The 23,036-nt window shown below is 62.5% G+C and carries 22 protein-coding genes; 7 read left to right on the top strand and 15 right to left on the bottom strand.

Going from position 1 to position 23,036, the window contains the following annotated elements; genetic code table 11:
* Nucleotides 1-11: 11 nt before the first annotated feature.
* The 15 genes from paaZ to paaF form a co-directional block, all read right to left on the bottom strand.
* Nucleotides 12-2,066, bottom strand: coding sequence for a phenylacetic acid degradation bifunctional protein PaaZ (gene paaZ / locus LOY53_RS12875; protein ID WP_258704129.1), 2,055 nt, complete (start codon nt 2,064-2,066; stop codon nt 12-14).
* A gap of 38 nt (nt 2,067-2,104) precedes the next feature.
* Nucleotides 2,105-3,337: an OprD family porin gene (locus LOY53_RS12870; RefSeq protein ID WP_258704128.1), complete on the bottom strand. Its 1,233-nt coding sequence runs from the start codon at nt 3,335-3,337 to the stop codon at nt 2,105-2,107.
* Nucleotides 3,338-3,369: 32 nt separating this feature from the next.
* Nucleotides 3,370-4,932: a cation acetate symporter gene (locus LOY53_RS12865; protein ID WP_252824122.1), complete on the bottom strand. Its 1,563-nt coding sequence runs from the start codon at nt 4,930-4,932 to the stop codon at nt 3,370-3,372.
* Complete coding sequence (locus LOY53_RS12860) at nt 4,929-5,237, bottom strand: DUF485 domain-containing protein (RefSeq protein WP_027593240.1); 309 nt, start codon at nt 5,235-5,237, stop codon at nt 4,929-4,931. Before LOY53_RS12860 ends, LOY53_RS12865 begins: the two co-directional genes overlap by 4 nt.
* 85 nt (nt 5,238-5,322) lie before the next feature.
* Entirely contained in the window at nt 5,323-6,399 is a 1,077-nt protein-coding gene (gene paaE, locus LOY53_RS12855; RefSeq protein WP_027593241.1) for a 1,2-phenylacetyl-CoA epoxidase subunit PaaE, read from the bottom strand.
* 15 nt (nt 6,400-6,414) lie between these two features.
* Nucleotides 6,415-6,948, bottom strand: coding sequence for a 1,2-phenylacetyl-CoA epoxidase subunit PaaD (paaD, locus tag LOY53_RS12850; RefSeq protein ID WP_258704127.1), 534 nt, complete (start codon nt 6,946-6,948; stop codon nt 6,415-6,417).
* On the bottom strand, nt 6,935-7,693 hold the full coding sequence (gene paaC, locus LOY53_RS12845; protein WP_099454138.1) for a 1,2-phenylacetyl-CoA epoxidase subunit PaaC: 759 nt from the start codon (nt 7,691-7,693) through the stop codon (nt 6,935-6,937). Before paaC ends, paaD begins: the two co-directional genes overlap by 14 nt.
* An 8-nt stretch (nt 7,694-7,701) precedes the next feature.
* Nucleotides 7,702-7,983 (bottom strand): 1,2-phenylacetyl-CoA epoxidase subunit PaaB, encoded by a 282-nt coding sequence (gene paaB, locus LOY53_RS12840; protein WP_004374528.1) that lies wholly within the window; start codon nt 7,981-7,983, stop codon nt 7,702-7,704.
* A gap of 25 nt (nt 7,984-8,008) precedes the next feature.
* Complete coding sequence (gene paaA, locus LOY53_RS12835) at nt 8,009-8,998, bottom strand: 1,2-phenylacetyl-CoA epoxidase subunit PaaA (protein ID WP_099429341.1); 990 nt, start codon at nt 8,996-8,998, stop codon at nt 8,009-8,011.
* 228 nt (nt 8,999-9,226) lie between these two features.
* On the bottom strand, nt 9,227-10,546 hold the full coding sequence (paaK, locus tag LOY53_RS12830; protein ID WP_258704126.1) for a phenylacetate--CoA ligase PaaK: 1,320 nt from the start codon (nt 10,544-10,546) through the stop codon (nt 9,227-9,229).
* 111 nt (nt 10,547-10,657) lie between these two features.
* Nucleotides 10,658-11,878, bottom strand: a complete 1,221-nt coding sequence (gene pcaF / locus LOY53_RS12825; protein ID WP_258704125.1) for a 3-oxoadipyl-CoA thiolase — start codon at nt 11,876-11,878, stop codon at nt 10,658-10,660.
* Nucleotides 11,871-12,311 carry a hydroxyphenylacetyl-CoA thioesterase PaaI gene (gene paaI / locus LOY53_RS12820; RefSeq protein ID WP_027593247.1) on the bottom strand — a complete coding sequence of 147 codons (441 nt, stop codon included), beginning with the start codon at nt 12,309-12,311 and terminating at the stop codon, nt 11,871-11,873. The genes pcaF and paaI overlap by 8 nt, the downstream gene beginning before the upstream one ends.
* On the bottom strand, nt 12,304-13,821 hold the full coding sequence (paaH, locus tag LOY53_RS12815) for a 3-hydroxyacyl-CoA dehydrogenase PaaH (protein ID WP_258704124.1): 1,518 nt from the start codon (nt 13,819-13,821) through the stop codon (nt 12,304-12,306). Before paaH ends, paaI begins: the two co-directional genes overlap by 8 nt.
* Nucleotides 13,822-13,823: 2 nt before the next feature.
* Nucleotides 13,824-14,615 carry a 2-(1,2-epoxy-1,2-dihydrophenyl)acetyl-CoA isomerase PaaG gene (paaG, locus tag LOY53_RS12810; RefSeq protein ID WP_252824116.1) on the bottom strand — a complete coding sequence of 264 codons (792 nt, stop codon included), beginning with the start codon at nt 14,613-14,615 and terminating at the stop codon, nt 13,824-13,826.
* 35 nt (nt 14,616-14,650) lie between these two features.
* Nucleotides 14,651-15,424 (bottom strand): 2,3-dehydroadipyl-CoA hydratase PaaF, encoded by a 774-nt coding sequence (gene paaF / locus LOY53_RS12805; RefSeq protein WP_258704123.1) that lies wholly within the window; start codon nt 15,422-15,424, stop codon nt 14,651-14,653.
* A 353-nt stretch (nt 15,425-15,777) separates the two neighbouring features.
* On the opposite strand from paaF, the gene paaY reads away from it, so the two are divergent.
* The 7 genes from paaY to LOY53_RS12770 all read left to right on the top strand — a co-directional run bounded on the left by paaY (nt 15,778) and on the right by LOY53_RS12770 (nt 23,032).
* The gene (gene paaY / locus LOY53_RS12800) at nt 15,778-16,377 is read left to right on the top strand and encodes a phenylacetic acid degradation protein PaaY (protein WP_252824113.1); all 600 of its coding nucleotides are present in this window, start codon (nt 15,778-15,780) and stop codon (nt 16,375-16,377) included.
* A 77-nt stretch (nt 16,378-16,454) separates the two neighbouring features.
* Entirely contained in the window at nt 16,455-17,378 is a 924-nt protein-coding gene (gene paaX / locus LOY53_RS12795; RefSeq protein ID WP_258704122.1) for a phenylacetic acid degradation operon negative regulatory protein PaaX, read from the top strand.
* Between the two features lie 134 nt (nt 17,379-17,512).
* Nucleotides 17,513-17,857 carry a helix-turn-helix domain-containing protein gene (locus LOY53_RS12790; protein WP_099454146.1) on the top strand — a complete coding sequence of 115 codons (345 nt, stop codon included), beginning with the start codon at nt 17,513-17,515 and terminating at the stop codon, nt 17,855-17,857.
* On the top strand, nt 17,857-19,071 hold the full coding sequence (locus tag LOY53_RS12785; protein WP_258704121.1) for a type II toxin-antitoxin system HipA family toxin: 1,215 nt from the start codon (nt 17,857-17,859) through the stop codon (nt 19,069-19,071). The genes LOY53_RS12790 and LOY53_RS12785 overlap by 1 nt, the downstream gene beginning before the upstream one ends.
* 88 nt (nt 19,072-19,159) lie before the next feature.
* Nucleotides 19,160-19,681, top strand: coding sequence for an RNA polymerase sigma factor (locus tag LOY53_RS12780; RefSeq protein WP_258704120.1), 522 nt, complete (start codon nt 19,160-19,162; stop codon nt 19,679-19,681).
* Entirely contained in the window at nt 19,678-20,526 is an 849-nt protein-coding gene (locus LOY53_RS12775) for a FecR family protein (protein ID WP_252824110.1), read from the top strand. Before LOY53_RS12780 ends, LOY53_RS12775 begins: the two co-directional genes overlap by 4 nt.
* 115 nt (nt 20,527-20,641) lie before the next feature.
* Nucleotides 20,642-23,032 carry a TonB-dependent receptor gene (locus LOY53_RS12770; protein ID WP_252827422.1) on the top strand — a complete coding sequence of 797 codons (2,391 nt, stop codon included), beginning with the start codon at nt 20,642-20,644 and terminating at the stop codon, nt 23,030-23,032.
* The last annotated feature ends 4 nt before the right edge of the window (nt 23,033-23,036 follow it).

The following is a 23,036-nucleotide window of genomic DNA, read 5'->3' as shown; positions in this document are numbered from 1 at the left end:
AGGCAGGCTACTCAGTCAACCTTCTTCAATACCAAGGTCAGAATGTCATAGCTGGCCACCAGCTCACCCAGCTGGTTGGTAACCTCAACGTCCCACGCCACCACGCCTTGCGGCTGCCCCAACGGGCTGGCTTTGCCCTGGTCGATCTTGCGCTTGCAGGTCAGACGCGCCTGGATGGTATCGCCAATGCCTACCGGGTTGATGAAGCGCAGGGTATCCAGGCCGTAGTTGGCCAGCACCGGGCCGGCGCCAGGGGATACAAACAGGCCTGCCGCCGCCGACAGCACGAAGTAGCCATGGGCGATACGCTTGCCAAATTGCGATTCCTTGGCGGCGATCTCGTCGAAGTGCATGTAGAAGTGGTCACCCGACAAGCAGCCGAAGTTGACCAGGTCTGCCTCGGTCACCGTACGGCGGTGGGTTAACAGTGACTCGCCGATACGCAAGTCCTGGAAGTAGCGACGGAACGGGTGCACTTCGCTCTCGATCACTTCTGCGCCGCGCACGTACTCGCCCGTGACTGCCGTGAGCATGCTCGGTGAGCCTTGTACGGCCGCACGCTGCAGGTAGTGCTTGACTGCGCGCAGGCCGCCCAGCTCTTCACCGCCCCCCGCGCGGCCGGGGCCGCCGTGCTTGAGTTGCGGCAGCGGCGAGCCATGCCCGGTGGATTCCAGCGCGGCTTCGCGGTCCAGCACCAGCAGGCGGCCGTGCCAGGCGGCCGCCACAGGGATGGCTTTGGCGGCAACGGCGCGGTCGGCAGTGACCAGGGTCGCCACCAGGCTGCCCTTGCCGCGGGCAGCCAGGGCCAGGGCTTCGTCAAGGTCTTCGTAGGCCATCAGCGTGCTGACCGGGCCGAACGCTTCGATATCGTGTGCACCGCCTTCAGCGTGTGGGTCGCGGGCCTGCAGCAGGGTCGGCGCAAAGAACGCGCCTTCGGCAACACCCTCACCATGCGGCGCGAAACCGTCGCTGGCGCCGAACAGCTGGTCGCAGCTCTGCAGCAGGCTGCGTACACGCTCGCCGACGTCGCGCTGCTGATCATGCGAGGCCAAGGCGCCCATGCGCACGCCTTCCACTGAAGGGTCGCCCACCACCACCTTGCTCAGGCGCTCGCGCAGGCGGGTAGCGACGGCATCGATATGCTTGGCAGGGACGATGGCGCGGCGGATGGCGGTGCATTTCTGCCCGGCCTTGGTGGTCATCTCGCGGACCACCTCCTTGATGTACAGGTCAAACTCTTCGCTGTCCGGGGTCACGTCCGGGCCGAGAATTGCGCAGTTCAGCGAATCCGCTTCGGCGGTAAACGGTACCGAGTTGCGGATCAGGTTCGGCGTCACACGCAGTTTGGCGGCAGTATCGGCGGAGCCGGTAAAGGTCACTACATCCTGGCCCTGCAAGCGGTCGAGCAAGTCGCCGGTGCTGCCGATCACCAACTGCAAGCTGCCGTCGGGCAACAGGCCCGACGCGTTCATCAGGCGCACCACGGCTTCGGTCAGGTAGCTGGTCGAGGTGGCGGGCTTGACGATGCACGGCATGCCGGCCAGGAAGGTCGGGGCGAACTTCTCGAGCATGCCCCAGATTGGGAAGTTGAACGCGTTGATGTGCACGGCGACCCCGGCACGCGGCACCAGGATATGGCTGCCGGCAAAGTGGCCTTGCTTGCCCAGCGGTATGGCCGGGCCTTCGTGCACCAGGTTGCCGGAGGGCAGTTCGCGGCTGCCGATGCCGGCATAGGCGAACAGTGTGGCGTTACCGCCTTCGATGTCGATCCAGCTGTCGGCGCGGGTGGCCCCACTGTGGTGGGACAAGGCGTACAGCTGCTCTTTGCGCTCGGCCAGGTACAAGGCCAGGGCCTTCAGGCGGGCGGCGCGCTGTTGGAAGTCCATGGCCATGAGGGCGGCCAGGCCACGGGCGCGGGCGAAGTCCACGGCTTCGGCGAAATCCGGGCGCTCTTCATGGCTGTAGGCCAGAACGTGACCGTTCAAGGCGCTGCGCAGGGCCTGGGCGCCGTGCTGGCCGATCCAGCGACCGGCAATGAAGCTTTGCAGGGTTGGGGCGTCAGACATGCTGTTCTCCATGCTGTTCTAATGGGGGAAGGGCGCTGTTACCACAGCGCCAAGGTGTAGCCGATGATCAGGCGGTTCTCGTCCACGGCATTGGTCAAGCCATTGCCGGAACGGAAGGTGACGTTGCGCCAGCGCAGGCTGACGTCTTTGAACGGGCCGCTCTGGATGACGTAGGTGAGGTCGGTGTCGCGTTCGCGTTCACGGCCGTTGCTGACCGTGGCGGTTTCGGCGTGGCGGCCGTCGGTGTAGCGGGTCATGAAACTCAAGCCCGGGATGCCCATGGCGACGAAGTCGTAGTCGTAGCGCACCTGCCAGGAATCGAGCCCGGCGCGGGTGAAGGTGTTGTAGGTCACCAGGTTGACGGTGAAGGGGTCGCCGCCGTTGACGAAAGGGAAGGCGCTGTCGCCGGACATCTGTTGCCAGGTGGCGGTGAACTTGTGTGCCCTGACGCCGAGGGTGAACATGGCGTTGAAGTTACGGTTGTCGATGTTGCCGGCGCGTTCGGCGCCGTCGTTACGGCTGTCGAAATAGCGCAGGTCGCTGCGCAGGCTCAGGCCTTCGCCCAGTGGGCGGGTATCGACCAGGCCGATGAACTGCTGGCGGTAGATGTCTTCGAGCTTGGCGTAGTAATAGCTGACGCTGGTCTGCGGGGTGATGGCGTAGCTGCCGCCGCCGAAATCCAGGTGGTCGCTGCTGGCTGCGCCGTAGCCCATGTCGTCGCGGCCGGACGAATCGCGCAGGTTGGCCTTGGTGAGGCGCCCGGCGTTGACGGTGAGGCCATTGAGCTCCTGGCTGGTCAGCAGGCCGCCCTGGAACGTGGAAGACAACAGACGGGTGTCGTTGTACACCACCACCGGCAGGATCGGCTGCAGGGTGCCCAGGCGCAGGGTGCTCTTGGAAACCCGTGCTTTACCGGTCAGGCCCAGCTCGCTGTAGTCATCGACAGGCTCGTGGCTGTTCGGGCCAAAGGGCAGCAAGCCGGTGTTGCGGCGGTCGCGGCTGGAGTCGAGCTTGAGACCCAGCTGGCCCATGGCGTCCACGCCGAAGCCCACCGGGCCTTCGGTAAAACCGGACTCCACGCGGGCGGTAAAGCCTTGGCCCCATTCCTCGGCCTTGGCCTGCGGGGCATTGCTCTGGCGGAAGTCGCGGTTGATGTAGTGGTTGCGCAGTTCCAGGCGTGCATGGCTGTCGCTGACGAAGTCGGCCATGGCCGGCAAGGGCAGGGCGAGCGTGGCAAGCCAGGCGGCGGAAGAGAAACGAGTGCGGTTCATTGTTGTTGTACCCGACATGGTTGTTCTCGAAGTCAGTGCTTGCTGGCGCCGGCAGCGCCGATACCGGTCATGGAGCGAATGAACTGCGCCAGGTAGCGACCACGCTCCTCGCTGGCACGCGCGGAGGTGTCGGTGACCGAGCACACCCAGGCGCCGAAAAACGCCAGGCTCATCGAGAACAGCGCCGGGTTGCTGTAAGGGAACAGCGCCTGTTCGTTGTGCAGCACGTTGACCCACACTGCCGGGCCAAGTACCACCAGCACCACGGCCGAGAGCAAACCGGCCATGCTGCCGCACACTGCACCACGGGTGGTCAGGCCCTTCCAGAACATCGAGAGCAGCAGCACCGGGAAGTTGACCGATGCAGCCACGGCCAGTACCAGGCCGGAAAGGAAGGCGATGTTCTGCGACTCGAACACCAGCCCCAGCACGACGGCCAGCAGGCCGATCACCAGGGTGGCGATACGCGAGACACGCATTTCTTCCTGTTCAGTGGCCTGGCCTTTGCGTACCACGCAGGCATAGAGGTCGTGGGAAACCGCCGAAGCGCCGGACAGGGCCAGGCCTGCCACTACCGCAAGAATGGTGGCGAAGGCTACGGCAGAGATGAAACCCAGGAACAGGTTGCCACCGACTGCCTGGGCCAGGTGCACCGCGACCATGTTACCGCCGCCGATGATCGCGCCTGCCGCATCGCGGTAGGACGGCTCGGTGCCGACCATGACGATGGCGCCAAAGCCGATGACGATCAGCAGCAGGTAGAAGTAGCCGATGAAACCGGTGGCGTAAAACACGCTCTTGCGCGCTTCCTTGGCATCGCTGACGGTGAAGAAGCGCATCAGGATATGCGGCAGGCCCGCAGTGCCGAACATCATGCCCAGGCCCAGGGAAATCGCATCGATCGGGTTCGACAGCAAGCCACCCGGTGCCATGATCGCCTGGCCCTTGGCATGCACGGCCACGGCGCTGGCAAACATCGCTTCGGTGCTGAAGCCAAAGTGCTTGAGCACCATGAACGCCATGAAGCTGGTGCCGGACAGCAGCATCACGGCCTTGATGATCTGCACCCAGGTGGTTGCCAACATGCCGCCGAAGGTCACGTAGGCGACCATCAACACCCCGACCAGCATCACCGCGTACAGGTAGCTGATGCCGAACAGCAGCTCGATCAGCTTGCCGGCCCCGACCATCTGGGCGACCAGGTACATCAGCGCGACCACCAGGGTGCCGAATGCCGAGGTCAGGCGGACTGGGGTTTGCGCCAGGCGGTAGGACACGACGTCGGCAAACGTGTACTTGCCCAGGTTACGCAGGCGTTCGGCGATCAGGAACAGGATGATTGGCCAGCCGGCCAGTACACCCAGGGCGTAGAGCAGGCCGTCGTAGCCGTTCATGAACATCATGGCCGAGATGCCCAGGAAGGACGCGGCGCTGATCATGTCGCCGGCGATCGCCAAGCCGTTCTGCATACCGGTCAGGCCGCCGCCAGCGGTGTAGAAGTCACTCGCCGAGCGGGTCCGCAGTGCCGCCCAGCGGGTTACCAGCAGGGTGAAGCAGACAAACACCATGAACATCGAAATGGCAGTCCAGTTCATTGCGCGCACTCCTGCTTGACCTTGTCGTTCAGCGGGTCGAGCACGTTGTTGGCGCGGTGCACGTAGATGCCAGTGAGGGCGAACGACAGCAGCACCATGAGCACGCCCACCAGCATGCCAACGGTGGTCACGCCACCGCTGAGCGATTGGCCGAGGGTGCTGGGGGAGAACGCCACCAACAGGACGAAGCCGTAGTAGATCACCAGCATGGCCAGGGTCAGGGTGCCATTGAGGCGACGTTTGCGCCGGACCAGGTGCTGGAAGTCGGGGTGGTTGGCGATGCTTTCGATGCGTTCGGGGGTCATGGCAAGCGATCTCTTGGTGTTGTAGTTGTTTTTGAGGTCACACAGGTGTTGCGGTGGTGCTTAGGGCCGCTTCGCGGGCCAGGTATCAGAGCTGGTCGAAGTCGAGCACCACTTTGTCGCTCACCGGGTAGGTCTGGCACGACAGCACATACCCGGCCGCCACTTCGTAGTCTTCCAGCGCATGGTTGCTGTCCATCTCGACCTCGCCTTCGATCACCCGGCACTTGCAGGTCGAGCACACGCCGGCCTTGCACGAGTACGGCAGTTCGGCGCCGATGGCGTTGCCGGCGTCCAGCACGTTCTGGCTGTTGCGCGGCAGGTCGAAGCTCAGCGCCCGGCCATCGCTGATCACGGTGATATGGCTGAGCGCCGAATCCACCTGGCGCGCAGCTTCACGGGCTTCGCGGCGTGCTTCGCTGCCGGCGGCGGCGAACAGTTCGAAGTGGATGCGGTCCTTGGCCATACCGTTAGCCTGCAGGCTGTCACGCACGGTTTCAGTCATGGCCTGAGGGCCGCAAATGAACGCAGCGTCCAGCGTGGCGACGTCCAGCCAGCGGGAGAACAGCTGGCCGCACTTGTCGGCATCGATCCGGCCGTTGTACAGGTCGACGTCCTGCTGTTCGCGGCTGAACACGAAAATCAGGTTCAGGCGGTCCAGGTAACGGTTTTTAAGGTCTTCGAGCTTGTCGCGGAACAACGCACCGGAGCTTGAGCGGTTGCCGTAGAGCAGGGTGAAACGGCTGTGCGGCTCAGTGGCCAGGGTGGTGGCGATGATCGACAGGATCGGCGTAATGCCGCTGCCGGCGGCAACGCCCAGGTAGTGGCCTTCGCGGGCGGGGTCGAGCGGCACGAAGAAGCTGCCCGACGGCGGCATCACCTCCAGTTGCTGGCCAGCCTTGAGCACTTCATTGGCAAAGGCCGAAAAACGCCCGCCTGGCACGCGCTTGACAGCCACACGCAGCTCGCCGTCCTGCACGGCGCTGCAGATCGAATAGGAACGACGCACTTCTTCGTCATCCAGCTGGGTACGCATGACCAGGTACTGGCCCTGGGTGAAGCGGAATTGCGTCTGCAGGTGCTCGGGTACGTCAAAGACGATGGACACGGCGTCGCGGGTCTCGTTGCGCACTTGCTTGATGGTCAGGCTGTGAAACTGGCTCATGGTGTTCTCCACGGCTCAAATGCATTTGAAATAGTCGAACGGCTCCAGGCACTCGCGGCAGCGGTACAGCGCCTTGCAGGCCGTGGAGCCGAACTGGCTGAGCAGCTCGGTATGCGCGCTGCCACACTGCGGGCAGCACACGTGAGGCGCCTCACCGAGCAGGCTGCGTTTGTTGGTGCTGCCTTCGGGCGGTGCGATGCCGTAGGCGCGTAAGCGCTGGCGGCCCAGGTCGCTGATCCAGTCGGTGCTCCAGGCCGGGGTCAAGCGCCGCTCCAGTGCGGGGGCAGCAAAACCGGCCTGTTGCAGCGCGTCACGGATATCGGCCTCGATCACCTCGGTCGCCGGGCAACCGGAATAGGTTGGCGTGACGACCAGGTGCAGGTGGCCGGCGCGCCAGCCCAGGTCGCGGACAATGCCCAGGTCAACCACGCTCACCACCGGCACTTCCGGGTCCATGACCTGCTCCAGCACCGCCCAGGCCCGGGCCAGGTCGTCGCCTCGGGCGGCACGGGCGCCGAGGTCGCTGGCGATCAACTCACCAGGTTGCATCGGGGTAGGCCCGTGGCAGGAACTGCATTTCGGCCAGCAACAGCCCCAGGTGCTCGGTGTGCAGGCCTTTACGACCGTCCAGGTAGAAATAACTGGCGGCCTTGGGCAGCGGCAGCTCGACCGAGTCGAAAATCGCGCTTACCTGCTTGAGCCAGGCCGCGCCGACGGCGGCCGGGTCAGCTGCGATGCCAGCTTCGGCCAGCTGAACTTCGCTGTCGCTGCCCGCGGTCAGTTCAACGGTAAAACGCCACAGCGCCGGGATGGCGTCTAGCATGCGCCGACGGCTTTCGTCGGTGCCGCCGCCCAGGCGTTGCACCCACTCGCCGGAGCGACGCAGGTGGTAGGTGACCTCCTTGAGTGCCTTGGCAGCAATGCCGGCGATACGTTCATCGCGGGAAGCAGCCAGGCCCTGCAGCACCGCGAAGTGCCAGGCGTCGTAGAAAAACTGCTTGGTCATGGTCACGGCGAAGTCGCCATTGGGTTGTTCGACCAGCAGCAGGTTGCGGTAGGCACGTTCGTCACGGCGATAGGCAAGGGCATCGGCGTCACGGCCGTCGTCGAGCAATTCGGCGGCGTAGTCCAGCCAGTTGCGGGCTTGGCCGACCAGGTCGAGGCCGACGTTCATCAAGGCCAGTTCTTCTTCGATGGCCGGTGCGTGGCCGCACCATTCACAGAGCCGCTGGCCCTGCACCAGGGCACTGTCGCCCAGGAGCAGCAAATAGGGGATAAGCGCTTCTTTATGCATGGCCAACCTCACATGTGTCCGACTTCGTCGGGCAGTTCGTAAAAGCTGGCATGGCGGTAGACCTTGTCGTCCGAGGGGGCGAACAGCGGGTCTTTCTCGTCAGGGGAGGAGGCGGTGATCAGTGCCGATGGCACCACCCACAGGCTCACGCCTTCGCTGCGGCGGGTGTACAGCTCACGGGCATTCTCGATGGCCATGGCGGCGTCGGCGGCATGCACGCTGCCGACATGCTTGTGGTTCAGGCCGTGCTTGCTGCGCACGAACACTTCGTAGAGGGTCCAGACAGACATTTTCGATCTCCGCATCAATCGCCGCTCAGGCGGCGTTCTTGTTCTGTTGCTTGCGCGCATAGGCCACGGCGGCCTCGCGTACCCAGGCGCCGTCCTCGATGGCCTTGCGCCGGGTGGCGACACGTTCCAGGTTGCAGGGGCCGTTACCCTTGATGACTTCGTAGAACTCGTCCCACTGGATGTCGCCGAAATCGTAGTGGCCGCGGGCTTCGTTCCACTTCAGGTGCGGGTCGGGCGCGGTGCAGCCGAGCAGCTCGAGCTGTGGCACGGTCTGGTCGATGAAGCGCTGGCGCAGTTCATCGTTGGTCTGGCGCTTGATCTTCCAGGCCATCGACTGGGCGCTGTTAGGGGAGTGCTCGTCACTGGGGCCAAACATCATCAACGACGGCCACCAGAGGCGGTTGATGGCGTCCTGGACCATGTCCTTCTGAGCCTGGGTGCCGTGGCGCATCATGGTCAGCAACAGCTCGTAGCCCTGGCGCTGGTGGAAGCTCTCTTCCTTGCAGATGCGGATCATGGCGCGGGAGTAAGGGCCATAGGAGGTGCGCTGCAGCACCACCTGGTTGACGATCGCGGCGCCATCGACCAGCCAGCCTACGGCGCCCATGTCAGCCCAGCTCAGGGTCGGGTAGTTGAAGATGCTCGAGTACTTGGCCTTGCCGCTGTGCAGCTTGGCGATCTCTTCGTCGCGGTCGGCGCCGAGGGTTTCCATGGCGCTGTACAGGTACAGGCCGTGGCCGGCTTCGTCCTGGATCTTGGCCATCAGTTGCAGCTTGCGTTTCAGGCTCGGGGCGCGGGTGACCCAGTTGCCTTCGGGCAGCATGCCGACGATTTCCGAGTGGGCGTGCTGGGAGATCTGCCGGATCAGGGTTTGGCGGTAGGCCTCGGGCATCCAGTTCTTGGCTTCGATCTTGATCTCGGCGTCGATCTTTTCCTGGAAGTCGCGCTCTTCGGGCGACATTTCGTCCAGCGACTTGACGCGTTTGACTCCGGTTTCGACTAGCTGTGCGTACATGTTCCGACTCCTGCTAAGGCATGAGTCATTTGTAAGCGATACAAAACATAACGTCAAACAGTTTTATATGTATCGAATAAGATTTGTGTATCGCTTTGCGGACCTTTCGCAGCACAAGGCTGCTCCTACAAAGGCGCGCACCACCTGTAGGAGCAGCCTCGCGCTGCAAAAGGGACGGCAAAAAAAAGCCCCGGACTGAGCCGGGGCCGTAAAAAGGCAGCTGATAAGTCAGCTGGCCAACCGTTTGTCGAACACGTGGCACGCCTTGCCTTCAGAACGCTTGAGCGTGCCGCAGGGCTGCAGTCGCACCTGGGTGCTGATGCCGATGTAGGTCTTGATCTGCTTGGTCAGCTCACCGATCAGCAGCTTGCGCTGGCCCTCGTCCATCGCCTGGCATTCGCCACGCAGCTCCACGTGTACCTCGACACTGTCCAGGTTGCCATTGCGATACAGATGAATCTCATACATCTCTGAAAGATGTTTTATTTTGAGTACCTGCTCCTCAATCTGGGTCGGGAACACGTTGACCCCACGAATGATCAGCATGTCGTCACTGCGCCCGGTGATCTTGCCGATCCGCCGCATCGGCCGCGCGGTGCCCGGCAGCAGGCGGGTCAGGTCGCGGGTACGGTAGCGCACCATCGGCAGCGCCTCCTTGCTCAGCGAGGTAAATACCAGCTCGCCCAACTGCCCGTCCGGCAGCACCTCGCCGGTAACCGGGTCGATGATTTCGGGGTAGAAGTGATCTTCCCAGATGGTCGGGCCGTCTTTGGTTTCGATGCACTCCATCGCCACACCGGGCCCCATGATCTCCGACAGGCCATAGATGTCGAGGGCCTGGATACCCAGGCGCTGCTCAATGGAGCGCCGCAGCTCGTCGGTCCAGGGCTCGGCACCGAAGATACCCAGGCGCAGCTTGAGGTCGTGCGGGTCGATGCCCTGGCGCTCGATTTCGTCGGCCAGGTTGAGCATGTAGGAGGGCGTGACCATGATGATGTCGGGCTGGAAGTCGCGGATCAGTTGCACCTGCTTCTCGGTCTGGCCACCCGACATGGGGATGACCGTGCACCCAAGCCGTTCGGCACCGTAATGCGCGCCGAGCCCGCCGGTAAACAGGCCATAACCATACGAAACGTGCACTTTGTCGCCTTTGCGCCCGCCGCCGGCGCGGATCGAGCGGGCGACCACATTGGCCCAGGTGTCGATGTCGTTCTGGGTATAACCGACCACGGTCGGCTTGCCCGTTGTGCCGCTGGAGGCATGCAGGCGCACGACCTCTTCCTGGGGCACGGCAAACATGCCGTACGGGTAGTTGTCGCGCAGGTCGTTCTTGCCGGTGAAGGGAAACTTGGCCAGGTCGTCGAGCGACTTGAGGTCATCGGGGTGTGCGCCGCATTCGTCGAAGCGCTTGCGGTAAAGCGGCACGTTGTCGTAGGCGTGTTTCAGGCTCCAGCGCAGGCGCTCCAGTTGGTGCTGGCGCAGGGCGTCGACGCTGGCGGTTTCCATTGGGTCAAGCAGGGCACGATCGGCATCATGGTACATGTTCATGGCTTCACTCGAATTGTTCTTGTACGCCGACCGGCGCGGGTTCGCAGCCGGGCGGTGAGTGTCATGGGCGCAGCATAACCGGCTGCGTTGCGTTCGGTAACAAGCCGTTGGTCAGAGGCGCTCGATGACCATGGCGATGCCTTGGCCAACGCCGATGCACATGGTGCACAGGGCGTAGCGTCCGGCGGTTTCTTCCAGTTCGTGCAGTGCGGTGGTGACCAGGCGCGCGCCACTCATGCCCAACGGATGCCCCAGGGCAATGGCGCCGCCGTTCGGGTTGACCCGCTTGTCGTCGTCGGCCAGGCCCAGCTCGCGCAATACCGCCAGACCTTGGGCAGCGAAGGCCTCGTTTAGCTCGATGACATCCATGTCGGCCAGCGACAGCCCGGTGAGTTCGAGCACCTTGCGGGTTGCCGGCACTGGGCCGATGCCCATGATGCGCGGCTCGACCCCGGCCACAGCCATGCCGACAATCCGCCCGCGGGCTTTAAGGCCATGGCGCCGGGCCGCTGCGGTGCTCGCCAGCAGCAGTGCACAGGCACCGTCGTTGACGCCAGAGGCATTGCCAGCGGTGACACTGCCACCCTCACGGAACGGCGTGCCGAGCTTGGCCAACTGCTCCAGCGTGGTGTCGCCACGCGGGTGTTCGTCGTGCTCGACGCGCTTGGCCGGGCCTTTGCGCTGGGGGATCTCGACCGGCACGATTTCCTGTGCCAGGCGGCCTCGGGCCTGAGCGGCGGCGGCCTTGTGCTGGCTGCGCAGGGCGAAGGCGTCCTGGTCTTCACGAGAGATACCGAAGCGAGCAGCGACGTTCTCTGCTGTCTCGGGCATCGAGTCGGTGCCATGTTCGGCCTTCATCAACGGGTTGACGAAGCGCCAGCCGATGGTGGTGTCGAACAGTTCGGCGGCGCGGCCAAAGGCTTGCTCCGATTTGCCCATGACGAACGGCGCGCGCGACATCGACTCCACGCCACCGGCCAGCATCAGCCCGGCTTCACCGCAGCGCAGGGCACGGGCCGCGTTGCCAATGGCGTCCATGCCAGAACCGCACAGACGGTTGAGAGTGGTGCCCGGTACCTCGATCGGCAGGCCCGCCAGGAGGCCGGCCATACGGGCGACGTTGCGGTTGTCCTCACCGGCCTGGTTGGCGCAACCGAGGATTACGTCGTCCACTGCCGCCCAATCCAACTCCGGGTGACGGGCGATCAGGGCCTTGAGCGGAATGGCGGCCAGGTCGTCTGGGCGCACGCCGCTCAAGGCGCCGGCGTAGCGGCCGATCGGCGTGCGCACGGCGTCGATGATCAGCGCATCGGCCAGGGTGTGTTCAGTCATCTTGTGTCTCCTGCGCGAGCACCGTGCCGCGTACTTTGTAGGATTTGCCATGGAACATCGCCACCAGCTCACCGCGCTGGTTCTCGATGCGAACGTCATACAGGCCGGTACGGCCTTTGCGGCTGACTTCGCTGGCCGTGGCGGTCAGCACGTCGTCGCGCAGTGCCGGCGCCAGGTAGTCGATGCTGCAACCCAGGGCCACGGTGGCCTGGTCGTAACTGTTGCAGGCAAAGGCGAAGGCCGAATCCGCCAGGGCGAACAGGAAGCCACCGTGGCAGGTGCCGTGGCCCTGGATCATGTCGGCGCGCACCGGCATGCGCAGGCGCGCCTGGCCAGGGCCGGCTTCGAGCAGGCTGATGCCGAGCCCTTGGGTGGCGTGATCGCGGGAAAACATGGCATCGGCACAGGCTTGTGCCAGCTCGATTTCAGTCATGCAGATTGCCTCCTTGGGCTTCGCAGCGGCGCATTAGCAGGGAAGGGCGATAGCGGCTTTCGCCGTAGCTGCGCTGCAGGTTGTCGAGCACACGCAAGGTCTGGCTTATGCCGATGCGCGAGGCCCAGGCCAGCGGACCGCAGGGGTAGTTCACGCCGGCACGCATGGCCAGGTCGATATCAGCTGCCGAGCCAACACCTTGCAACACGGCATCGGCGGCTTCGTTGGCCAGCATCGCCACCGTACGCAGCACGACCAGGCCAGGCAGGTCGGCGACTGCGGTCACTTTCAGGCCGGCGCGGGTTAACAAGCCAACGGCCTGGTCACGGGCATCATGGGTGGTGTCGGCAGAACAACTGATCGCAATGCGGGTGGCCTTGCTGTAGTCCAGGGCCAGATCGACCAGTACCAGGTTGCGCAGGCCTTCTTCGCGGGCACGCTGCGTGGCCAGGCGGCCGTCGGAAAGCGCCAACGTGGCATCGCCAACCTGGATCACGCCACTGCCGGCGCGTTCGGTCACGGTGATGCCGTTGTCGCGCAAGCGCTCGACCAAGGGCTGCATGACGCCCAGCTGCCCCTCGATAACGCAGCGCTCAACCTGCGCTGTGCTGTGGAGCTCTGTAGGTTGTGGGCGCTCGGCGCCTTCGGCGTAACTGTAGAAACCTTGGCCGGTCTTGCGGCCGAGGCGTCCAGCGTCCACTAGTTCCTTTTGCACCAGGGAGGGCTGGAAGCGGAAATCGCCATAAAACGCCTCGAACACCGAACAGGTGACGGCATAGTTGACGTCATGGCCGATCAGGTCGGTGAGCTCGAAGGCCCCCATGCGAAAGCCGCCGGCGTCACGCAATAGCGCATCCAGGCTGGCACAATCGGCTGCACCTTCCTGCAGCAGGCGCAGGCTCTCGGCGTAGAACGGCCGGGCTACACGGTTGACAATAAAGCCCGGCGTTGAGCGGGCATGCACCGGCTGTTTGCCCCAGGCTTTGGCGGTGTCATAAAGGCAGGCGGCCACGGCAGGGTCGGTAGCCAGCCCCGAAACGACCTCGACCAGGGCCATCAACGGTGCCGGGTTGAAGAAATGCATGCCCACTACTTGCTGTGGGCGCTTCAAGCCAGCGGCCAGGCTGGTGATCGAGAGTGACGAGGTGTTGCTGGCCAGGATGCAGTCGTCTGCGCACAGCGCTTCAAGCTCGTGCAACAAGGCCTGCTTCACTGACAGGTTTTCCACGATGGCTTCGATCACCAGGCGGGCATCGGCCAGGGTGTCGAGGGTGTCGACTGGACACAGACGTGCGACGATCGCTTCGCGCTCGCCCGCAGGCAGCTTGCCTTTTTCTACCAAGCGGGCGAGCTGACGATCGATGCCCGCCACTGCCTGAGCGGCGGCGCCGGGGCGGTTGTCGTAGAGTTTGACCGGGTGGCCGGCTTGCGCGGCCACTTGGGCGATACCCGCGCCCATGGCGCCTGCACCGATCACGGCCACTTGGGTGTTGCGGTCGAGTGCGCTCATGCTCAACGCCCCTTGAACGCAGGCGTGCGCTTGTTCATGAAAGCGCTTACGCCTTCGCGGTAGTCTTCGCTGCGGCCAGCCAAGCGTTGCAGGTCGCGCTCAAGCTCCAGTTGCTGGTCGAACCCGTTGTCGAAACTGGCATTCAGGCTGCGCTTGATCAGGGCCAGGCCGTAGGTGGGCTGCGTGGCGAGGTGGCGGGCGAGGGTGAGGGCCTCGTCGCGCAACGCGGCATCGTCGACCACGCGATGGATCAACCCCCATTGCTGGGCCTGCTCGGCCGTAAGGCGTTCGCCCAGCATCGCCAACGCCTTGGCCCGCGCCATGCCGACTAGCCGTGGCAGCAGCCAGGTGCCGCCAGAATCCGGCATCAGGCCGATCTTGCAGAAGGCCTGGATGAAGCTGGCCGAACGGGCGGCCAGTACCAGGTCACAGGCCAGTGGAATATTGGCCCCGGCGCCCGCAGCCACGCCGTTGACGGCGCAGATGACCGGCAGCGGCAAATCGCGGAGGGTGCGCACCAGTGGGTTGTAGAACTTATCGATGGACTCACCCAGGTCAGGCATGTCGGCGCCTGGCGCGACATTGCGATCAGACAGGTCCTGGCCTGCACAGAAGCCGCGGCCTTCGCCGGTCAACAGCAACACCCGTGCATCTTTGCTTTGGCGTACTTGCTTCAAGGCTTCGCGCACTTCCAGGTGCATGGGCGTGTTGAAACTGTTCAGCTGCTCCGGGCGGTTCAGCGACAGGAGGGCAACGCCGTCCTCGATGGAAAACAGGATGTGTTCGAACGTCATGGCAGACTCGCTTGGTCAGTCGAATGGGGAGGTGCTCAGCAGCCTTTGAACCGGGCCTGGCGTTTTTCCTGGAAGGCGCGAATACCCTCATTGCGGTCGGCGGTGCCGGCGAGCAGGGTGAACGCGTGGCGCTCGAAGCGCAGGCCACTGGCAAGGTCGGTATCGCCGGCCTTGAGCAAGGCTTCCTTGGCCAGGCGCACTGCCAGCGGCGCCTTGGCCGCGACAGTGCGGGCCACTTGCACGGCCCGCTCCACGGCCAGTTCCGGCTGGGTGATTTCGCTGATCAGGCCGGCTTGCAAGGCGTGCTGGGCGCTGATGGCTTCACCGGTCAACACCATGTGCATGGCCAGCGGCTTGCCGACTGCGCGCAGCAGGCGCTGGGTGCCACCAGCGCCGGGGATGATGCCGAGGTTGATCTCCGGCTGGCCGAAACGGGCGTCGCTGCCCGCAATGACGATGTCGGCGCACATCATCAGCTCGCAACCGCCGCCCAGGGCGTAGCCGTTAACGGCGGCGATCAGCGGCTTGGAGAACGCGGCTATCCGTTGCCAACAGGCAACGCGAGGGTCATTGAGGATGCCGACCAGGTCGCGCTCGGCCATCTCGCCAATGTCGGCGCCGGCGGCGAACGCCTTGCGGCTGCCGGTAATCACCACGGCAAGGGTCTGATCATCACGCTCGGCGGCGTCCAGCTCGCTGGCCAGCTCGGTCAGCAACGCTGTGCACAGGGCATTCAGCGCTTCTGGTCGTTGCAGGGTGATGAGCCGGACGCCGTGCTCCGGCGCTTGCGCATCGAGATAACGAGGCATATCGGGTTCCTCTGGCTGCTCGCACGGCACATCGATTGGCCGGCATTTCTTGGAATTGTTTGCAGGGACGTGGGCTGCACCACGTTCAGGTGTGGACAGTATATGCCTTATGCGATACACCAAAGCAACATCAAAAAGTGTTTCACGTATCTCTTTGTGATGATTCCTGTGCGAAAGGTGAGCGCTTCAAAAAGTGATTTAACGATTCATTTTCAGAAAAATAGGGCTTATTCTGCAAAAAAGGATGTAAATAAGGATGGCAACAAAGCGATACAGGCATTCGCACAATTGACGCGCAACATTTTTGTGATACAAGGATCTGCCACATTTCAAATCATTTCAGGAGCTTTGCCATGCCTTGCTACCGGCTAGACGGCCTGACCCCCGTAGTTCATCCAACTGCCTATGTGCACCCGAGCGCGGTGCTGATTGGTGATGTCATCGTTGGCCCTCGTTGTTACGTTGGCCCGCTGGCCTCACTCAGGGGCGACTTCGGCCGCATCGTGCTGGAGGAGGGCGCCAACCTGCAGGACACCTGCGTAATGCATGGCTTCCCGGGAGGCGACACGGTCATAGAACGCAATGGGCATGTCGGCCACGGTGCGGTGCTGCACGGGTGCCGCGTGGGCGAAGATGCCTTGGTAGGGATGAATGCCGTGATAATGGATGGTGCTCATGTAGCCCCGCGCTGCATCGTTGCTGCCACGGCCTTCGTCAAGGCGGGGTTCGAATGCGCCGAACAAAGTCTGGTGGTGGGTAGCCCTGCACAGGTCAAGCGCCCGCTGACCGAACAAGAGCTGGCCTGGAAGCAGCGCGGCACGGCGGAGTATCAGCACCTGACGCAGCGCTGCATGGCCGCGCTGGTCGAATGCCCGCCGCTGACCGAAGCCGAGCAGGGTCGCCCGCGCATGGGTGACTCCGGCATCCGGCCCAAAGGCAAGGCGCCAGCATGAGCCTGTCTGTGTCACGCAATGGCCAGGCAACCCGCCGCGCAGGTATAGTCGGAGCTTTCCCCGCGCACAGTTTCTCCATGAGCACACTTGCCCCACTGAACAACCTGATCACTCGTTTTCAGGAACAGACGCCGATCCGCGCCAGCTCGCTGATCATCACCCTGTACGGCGACGCTATCGAACCGCATGGTGGCACGGTGTGGCTGGGCAGCCTGATCAATCTGCTGGAGCCGATCGGCATTAACGAACGGCTGATCCGCACCTCGATCTTCCGCTTGACCAAGGAAGGCTGGCTGACCGCCGAAAAAGTCGGCCGACGCAGCTATTACAGCCTGACGGGCACTGGCCGTCGGCGCTTTGAAAAAGCCTTCAAGCGTGTCTACAGCCCCAGCCAACCTGCATGGGATGGGACCTGGACCCTGGTGCTGCTGTCACAACTGGAAGCCGGCAAGCGCAAAACCCTGCGTGAAGAGCTGGAATGGCAGGGCTTCGGGGTAATGGCGCCCAACGTGATGGGCTGCCCCCGTGCTGACCGCGCGGACTTGGCCGCGACCCTGCGCGAGCTGGAGGCCAGTGATGACAGCATCGTGTTTGAAACGCACACCCAGGAAGTGCTTGCGTCCAAGGCCATGCGCGCGCAAGTGCGCGAGAGTTGGCGTATCGACGAGCTGGGGCAGCAGTACAGTGAATTTATCCAGCTGTTCAGGCCGCTGTGGCAGGGCCTTAAAGAGCAGCCACAGCTTGATGCGCAGGATTGCTTCCTGGCACGCACACTACTGATTCATGAGTACCGTCGGCTGCTGCTGCGCGACCCGCAACTGCCTGATGAGTTGCTGCCGGGTGATTGGGAGGGCAGGGCAGCACGGCAGCTGTGTCGCAACCTGTATCGGCTGGTGTTTGCCAAGGCCGAAGAGTGGTTGAACAGTGCGCTTGAAACAGCTGACGGCCCGTTGCCTGACGTGAATGAAAGCTTCTATAAGCGCTTTGGTGGTCTTGCATAAGGTTTTTAAGGTTAACCCTGATTAATCTTATCCGCGATAATACTCACCAAAATGAGTATTATGCATTTCTTATGAAATCTTTAAGTGTGCTATGGTTAACCTTAAATCAGTTAATGTTAACCATAGCGGGCCTTATGACGACTTATTTCCCAGTCGCTTGCGCCGATACCCTCAGTAAAATCGGCCTTTTGGTCAAGGCACGGCGCCTGGCACTCGGCCTGCGCCAAGCGGACCTTACAGCTGCCATCGGCGTCTCCGCGCATACCCTTCGCAAGATCGAAGGCGGCTCGGAGCTCGTCGACCTGCGTTCATTCATGCTGGTGTTGTGGCGCCTGGGTATCAGCGAAACCGTTTTCGCTTCGCTGGAAGGCATAGAGCAAACCTCCCAGATCACCCGGTTCAGTGATGACGATGATGCCCACCAGAGCCTGGCATCCCGCCGCGTGCGGCTGGCCAAACCCAAGCCTGAGGAATTCTGATGTCCCGTGCCTACATCTATATGGAGCACCCCGAGACAGGTGAAGTGATTACCCTTGGCCGGCTGACCCTCAAAGGCAAGCTCGGGGAGTTTCTTTATGCACCTGACCACGTCGCGCGCGGCGGCTGGGTCCCCGACCCGATCAATTACCCGTTACGCGCCGAGGCCTACACCGGCATCGTCAAGAACCGCGGCATACCCGGCTTCATCAATGACGCCATGCCCGATGGCTGGGGCGAGCGGCTGCTGCATCGGGCGTACGGCCAAGAACTCGGCACCCTCGACTTCCTGCTCAAGTCACCGAACAACGACCGCGTTGGCAACCTGATGGCAGGCAGCGCAACAACGCCCGCACCCGGCCTGGGCGATGGCGCAGTACCGACCTTGAAAGGCCTGGCCAAGTTCGTCGCTGCGTGCGAAGCGGTGTACGACGGCCAGCTCGACGCTGAGTCCGTGGCCACCCTCAACGTGCGCCAACAGCGTTCGGCCCTGGGTGGCGCGCGGCCAAAACGTACGCTGCAGGATAACGGCATGCTGATTCTGGCCAAGCCGCGTGATCGCTTCGACCATTACGACCTGCCCTCGATCGAATATGCCTGCATGACATTCGCCGCAGGGAAGGGCTTGAACGTGGCCAAGACCGCGCTGCATGCTGAAACCCCTTCGACGTTGTTGATCGAACGCTTCGACCGAACGCCCATAGCACAAGGTGCCCGACGTATCCCGATGCTTAGCGCGCTGACCTTGCTGGATTCGGAATGGAACGGGGCGCACCATCGGGATTGGCGCTATGCCGCTGTAGCCGATGAAATGCGCCGCCGGGGTGTGCCCGATACCGACCTGCAGGCACTGTTCAAGCGCATGTGCTACAACACCCTGGTCGGCAACTCCGACGACCATCCTCGCAACCATGCGGTGATCTGGGTTGACGGCGGATGGCGCCTGTCGCCCATGTACGACGTGCTGCCCATGCTTGAAGAAGGCCCCGCACAGACCTTGGCCATGGCAGTTGGCCGGGAGGGTAGCCAGATTAGTCGCGCGAATATGCTCAGCCATCACGCGCACTTTGCCCTGACGCGGGAGCATGCAGAGCATCTGCTGGTGGAGGTGGCGGGGTGGGAGGACGAACTGAAGGCGTATTATGCGCAGGTGCTTACCGGCAGCGACCTAGACATGGCGGTTGATGCGGTGAGCTCGGTTCGCATGCTCAGTTAAGAAGAAGGCGGAGGCGGGTGACACTGCTTTCAAATGACATGCATTCCCATTTATACTTGCATCTCATTTCCTCTCTGTTATCGCTACCGTGCAGGCAGATCCTCCAAAGCCATCCTTGCTCGCCACCTTGGTCCGTCACTACGACGACCTGGTCGATTATGTGCGCCGACGCTTCGGCGAGCGGGTGTTCGCGCGTGAAGTCGTTCACGACCTGTGCGTTCAGTTGCTGGAGGATGACGAGAAAGAAGGGGTGCGCAAGCCCCTGGCGCTGTTACGCAAGATCGCCCACGACAACGCCATCTCGCATTGCCGCCGCGAGCGTCGGCGCAGCAGCTTGATCGTCGCCGTGGCAGAACTGCCCGACGTCGCCTGCAGCGCAGCGCCACAGGAGCGCCATGTCGACGCGGCGAAGAGACTGGACAGGCTGATTGCGGCTATTTCCCGATTGCCGCCGCGTTGCCAGGCCGTGTTCATCATGCACAAGCTGCATGAGATCCCCCAGGCTGAAGTCGCGCAGCGCCTGGGGATCTCGCTGAAAACCGTAGAAAAGCATCTGCGCGTCGGTATGATCGCTTGCCGTGAACATCTGCAGTCCGAGGTGGCGCAGTGAGCCGTCCACGAAACAAAGACGATGCTGCAGTCGATGAGGCGCTGGCCGCGTGTCGCGAGCACTTGAAGCAGCGCTTCCCTTTACCCAGCTCGCCACCTGCACAAAGGCCCCGCAAAGGCAGCAAGGTACTCCCGCTCGTATTACTGGCCCTGGCCGCTGGTGTGGCCTGGAAGGATCCTGCGTACCGCAATGAACACTTTGTCACCCAGGTGGGACAACGCCAGGTGGTACAGCTGGCTGATGGCAGCCAGATCAAGCTGGACGGGGGCACTGAGGTACGCGTCAGCTGGCATTTGCGCACCCGGCAAGTTGCGCTGGTGCGCGGCCAGGCCTTTTTCGACATTTCGCCCATGCAATATCGGCCGTTCTTGGTCGATGCAGGCAACGCCGACATACGCGTGGTCGGCACCCGATTCAACGTCAACACATATGCGGGCGACGTGCGGGTTACCGTTGCGCAAGGCAAAGTGGAAGTCACAGGGCGCGCGGCGGACCGTACCTCGCTGCTCATGCCTGGGCAGCAGGTGCTCGTGCAACAGGGCATCCCCGGTGAGGTTGCCAAAGGCAATGCCGAAGACGCTAGCGCCTGGCAAGAAAGCCGCTGGGTTTTCGCCGGTACGCCACTGGCTGAGGTGGTTGCTGCACTGCAACGGTATTACGCCCAGCCGATCGAACTGACGGACCCTGATGTCGGCAAACTGCCGCTTTCAGGTGTTTTCAGCAGCGACAGCGTCGAAGCGCTGTTGGCGTTACTGCCCGAAATTCTCCCGGTGAAGCTGAGCAGGGAAGGCGGGGCCGTACGCATTGAGCCCAACGCGGGAAAAAGTAATTCTTCAACGAGGTAGGGTTGGGGCCGTCGCGAAGCGGCTAACTCTCTGCACCTCATCCCCTGGAGAATAACAAGTGAGTCAGCTCTTCCTGCGTACACCTTGGCACGTTTCGATTTTGACCAGCACCTTGATGGCCAGCCAGTGGTCGTTCGCGCAAGCCATGGTGGTTGTCGATTTCAATATTCCTGCATCACCGCTGGAAAGCTCGCTGAATGCGGTGGCTCGCCAAACAGGTGCTCAAGTGCTGTTTTCCAGCGAGCTGACTGCGGGCAAGCATGCGCCGGCGCTGCACGGGCGTTACACAGTGGCGCAGGCGCTGGGCCAGGTGCTCGAGCAGAGTGGGCTGGTCGTCCAGCCGCGTGATGCGCGGACATTCATCGTTTTACCATCAAACGAAGCAGCGTCAGGTAATGCGCCGTCTACGACCGCCAACCCCATTGAACTGGCAGGCACGGAGATCACGTCCTCTCGGCTTTCCAGTGGTGTAGTACCGCAGGCACGTCAGGTCAATGTGATCGAACGCGAGCAACTGAAGCAATTGCGCCAGGGCTCTGATGGGCTGGCGACGCTGCTGGCCAAGAGCATCCCAGGGATGGCCGACTCCAGCCGTACCATCACCGATTACGGGCAAACACTGCGCGGCCGTACGATGCTGGTCCTGGTCGATGGCGTGCCGCTGAACACCAACCGTGACTCTTCGCGCAACCTGGCCAATATCGACCCGGCATTGATCGAGCGCATCGAGGTGATTCGCGGCAGTAGCGCTATGTACGGCGCTGGTGCGACGGGAGGGATCATCTCCATCACCACGCGGCCCGCTGGCGGCGAGCAAATGGCCGAGACCACGCTAACGGGCGTTTCTCCGTTGAGCCAAGTGGACAGCGATGGGCTAGGGGGGCAGTTGCAGCATCATGTTGCCGGCGCACAGGGGGCCCTGGATTACGCATTCGATTTCGGCGCACGCCATATCGGCGCCTCTTACGATGCCAAAGGGCACCGCATTGCGCCCGAACCCAGCCAAGGTGACCTGTTCGACTCCAACACCTTTAACATTGGCGGGAAATTGGGTTGGCGCATCGATGAGCTGCAACGTATTCAGCTTTCCCTCAGCCATTACAACGCCGAGCAGGACAGTGACTATACTGCCGACCCAGCGGTCAGCCGATTGCCGCCTGGTTCCGTACCCGCACAACCGTTGTCCGGGTTATCACTCGACGAACAGAACCAGATCAAGAACACCTTGGTGAACCTTGAATACGGTCACTCGGAAGTGCTCGGGGGAACATTCAATGCCCAGCTTTACTACCGCGACTATTTCACCCGATTCACGCCCTTCGATGCCCGTGGCGTTGCCACACGTGGGCGCAATGTCGATCAAGTCATGCAGAACAGCGAAGTCGTTGGTAGTCGCATTACCTTGCGAACCCCGATAGGCGGGTCAGATACCGAACTGTTGTGGGGCGGCGACTTCAACCAAGAGCGCAGCGACATGCCGATTGATATCTTCGACCCGCAAACGTTTGATGCGAGCGGCGGAACGGTATTCAATAAAATCGGCAAGTTGAGCTACATGCCTGACCTGACGTCGCGCAGCGTAGGTGCCTTTGCACAGTTACAGCACCGTTTCAACGAGCAGTGGTCCATGGAAGGCGGCATCCGTTATGAATACGCCACCGCCGAATATGGGGATTTCATCCCCCTGTCTGAATCAAGTGCCGCCAACCCCGCCACGGTGGAGGGCGGCAAGGTGCATTACGATGCGTTGCTGTCCAATATCAGCCTGACTTACTCGCCCGTCAGCGGCCAGGCGGTTTATGCTGCCTTCAGCCAAGGCTTCCAGTTACCTGATATTGGTGTGCAACTGCGTAACGCACGCCGTGGTTTCGATATTGGCTCGTCCAACCTGGAACCGGTCAAGACCAATAACTACGAACTCGGTTGGCGCGGCGAGCTGGGCGAGGAGACACTGGCATCGCTGGCTGTTTTCTACACCACATCAAAATTGGGTGATGTTCAGAGCTTTAATAATGGCCTGATCCTGACCCGCACCCAGGAGCGCATCTATGGCGTTGAAGGCAGCGCTGACTGGTTGACCAGCGACGAGCATTGGGGGGCAGGGGGGAGCTTCACCTGGATGAAAGGGCGCGAGCAACCAGACGGGGGCGATTGGCAAGACATGACAGGCTATCGTATTCCACCGCTGAAACTGACAGCGTATCTTCAATACAAGCCAAACGAGGATTGGAGCCATCGCGTGCAGGCGACTTACTTCGGTGCAGAGGATTACCGCCTCAAAGGCGTCGAAAGCTTTGGCAGACGCAGGGTAGATGGCTACACCACGGTGGATATCATCAGCCAATACCAGCTGAGTGAGCATGATCAGGTCAGCGTGGGTGTCCAGAACTTGTTCAATCGGTATTACTATCCGCTGTACAGTCAATTGATGCGTAACAGTAACAACACCAGCCATTTGCCTGCGCCAGGCACCGTGTTGACGGCGAGTTATACCCACCAGTGGTGATCGG

The organism is Pseudomonas sp. B21-031 (genome assembly GCF_024748985.1).
In the GTDB taxonomy this organism is placed as follows: domain Bacteria; phylum Pseudomonadota; class Gammaproteobacteria; order Pseudomonadales; family Pseudomonadaceae; genus Aquipseudomonas; species Aquipseudomonas kermanshahensis.
This window is presented reverse-complemented; position numbering and strand designations above follow the sequence as displayed.

Bases quoted from the DNA above. Each gene is read 5' to 3' on its own strand.
- paaA (WP_099429341.1), bottom strand. From the start codon at position 8,998: ATGTACGCACAGCTAGTCGAAACCGGAGTCAAACGCGTCAAGTCGCTG.
- paaX (WP_258704122.1), top strand. From the start codon at position 16,455: ATGAGCACACTTGCCCCACTGAACAACCTGATCACTCGTTTTCAGGAA.
- LOY53_RS12770 (WP_252827422.1), top strand. From the start codon at position 20,642: ATGGCCAGCCAGTGGTCGTTCGCGCAAGCCATGGTGGTTGTCGATTTC.
- paaC (WP_099454138.1), bottom strand. From the start codon at position 7,693: ATGCATAAAGAAGCGCTTATCCCCTATTTGCTGCTCCTGGGCGACAGT.
- paaD (WP_258704127.1), bottom strand. From the start codon at position 6,948: ATGCAACCTGGTGAGTTGATCGCCAGCGACCTCGGCGCCCGTGCCGCC.
- paaZ (WP_258704129.1), bottom strand. From the start codon at position 2,066: ATGTCTGACGCCCCAACCCTGCAAAGCTTCATTGCCGGTCGCTGGATC.
- paaI (WP_027593247.1), bottom strand. From the start codon at position 12,311: ATGACTGAAATCGAGCTGGCACAAGCCTGTGCCGATGCCATGTTTTCC.
- LOY53_RS12865 (WP_252824122.1), bottom strand. From the start codon at position 4,932: ATGAACTGGACTGCCATTTCGATGTTCATGGTGTTTGTCTGCTTCACC.
- LOY53_RS12860 (WP_027593240.1), bottom strand. From the start codon at position 5,237: ATGACCCCCGAACGCATCGAAAGCATCGCCAACCACCCCGACTTCCAG.
- LOY53_RS12785 (WP_258704121.1), top strand. From the start codon at position 17,857: ATGTCCCGTGCCTACATCTATATGGAGCACCCCGAGACAGGTGAAGTG.
- paaG (WP_252824116.1), bottom strand. From the start codon at position 14,615: ATGACGTTCGAACACATCCTGTTTTCCATCGAGGACGGCGTTGCCCTC.
- LOY53_RS12870 (WP_258704128.1), bottom strand. From the start codon at position 3,337: ATGAACCGCACTCGTTTCTCTTCCGCCGCCTGGCTTGCCACGCTCGCC.
- paaF (WP_258704123.1), bottom strand. From the start codon at position 15,424: ATGCCTCGTTATCTCGATGCGCAAGCGCCGGAGCACGGCGTCCGGCTC.
- paaY (WP_252824113.1), top strand. From the start codon at position 15,778: ATGCCTTGCTACCGGCTAGACGGCCTGACCCCCGTAGTTCATCCAACT.
- pcaF (WP_258704125.1), bottom strand. From the start codon at position 11,878: ATGACTGAACACACCCTGGCCGATGCGCTGATCATCGACGCCGTGCGC.
- paaK (WP_258704126.1), bottom strand. From the start codon at position 10,546: ATGAACATGTACCATGATGCCGATCGTGCCCTGCTTGACCCAATGGAA.
- paaH (WP_258704124.1), bottom strand. From the start codon at position 13,821: ATGAGCGCACTCGACCGCAACACCCAAGTGGCCGTGATCGGTGCAGGC.
- paaB (WP_004374528.1), bottom strand. From the start codon at position 7,983: ATGTCTGTCTGGACCCTCTACGAAGTGTTCGTGCGCAGCAAGCACGGC.
- LOY53_RS12790 (WP_099454146.1), top strand. From the start codon at position 17,513: ATGACGACTTATTTCCCAGTCGCTTGCGCCGATACCCTCAGTAAAATC.
- paaE (WP_027593241.1), bottom strand. From the start codon at position 6,399: ATGAGCCAGTTTCACAGCCTGACCATCAAGCAAGTGCGCAACGAGACC.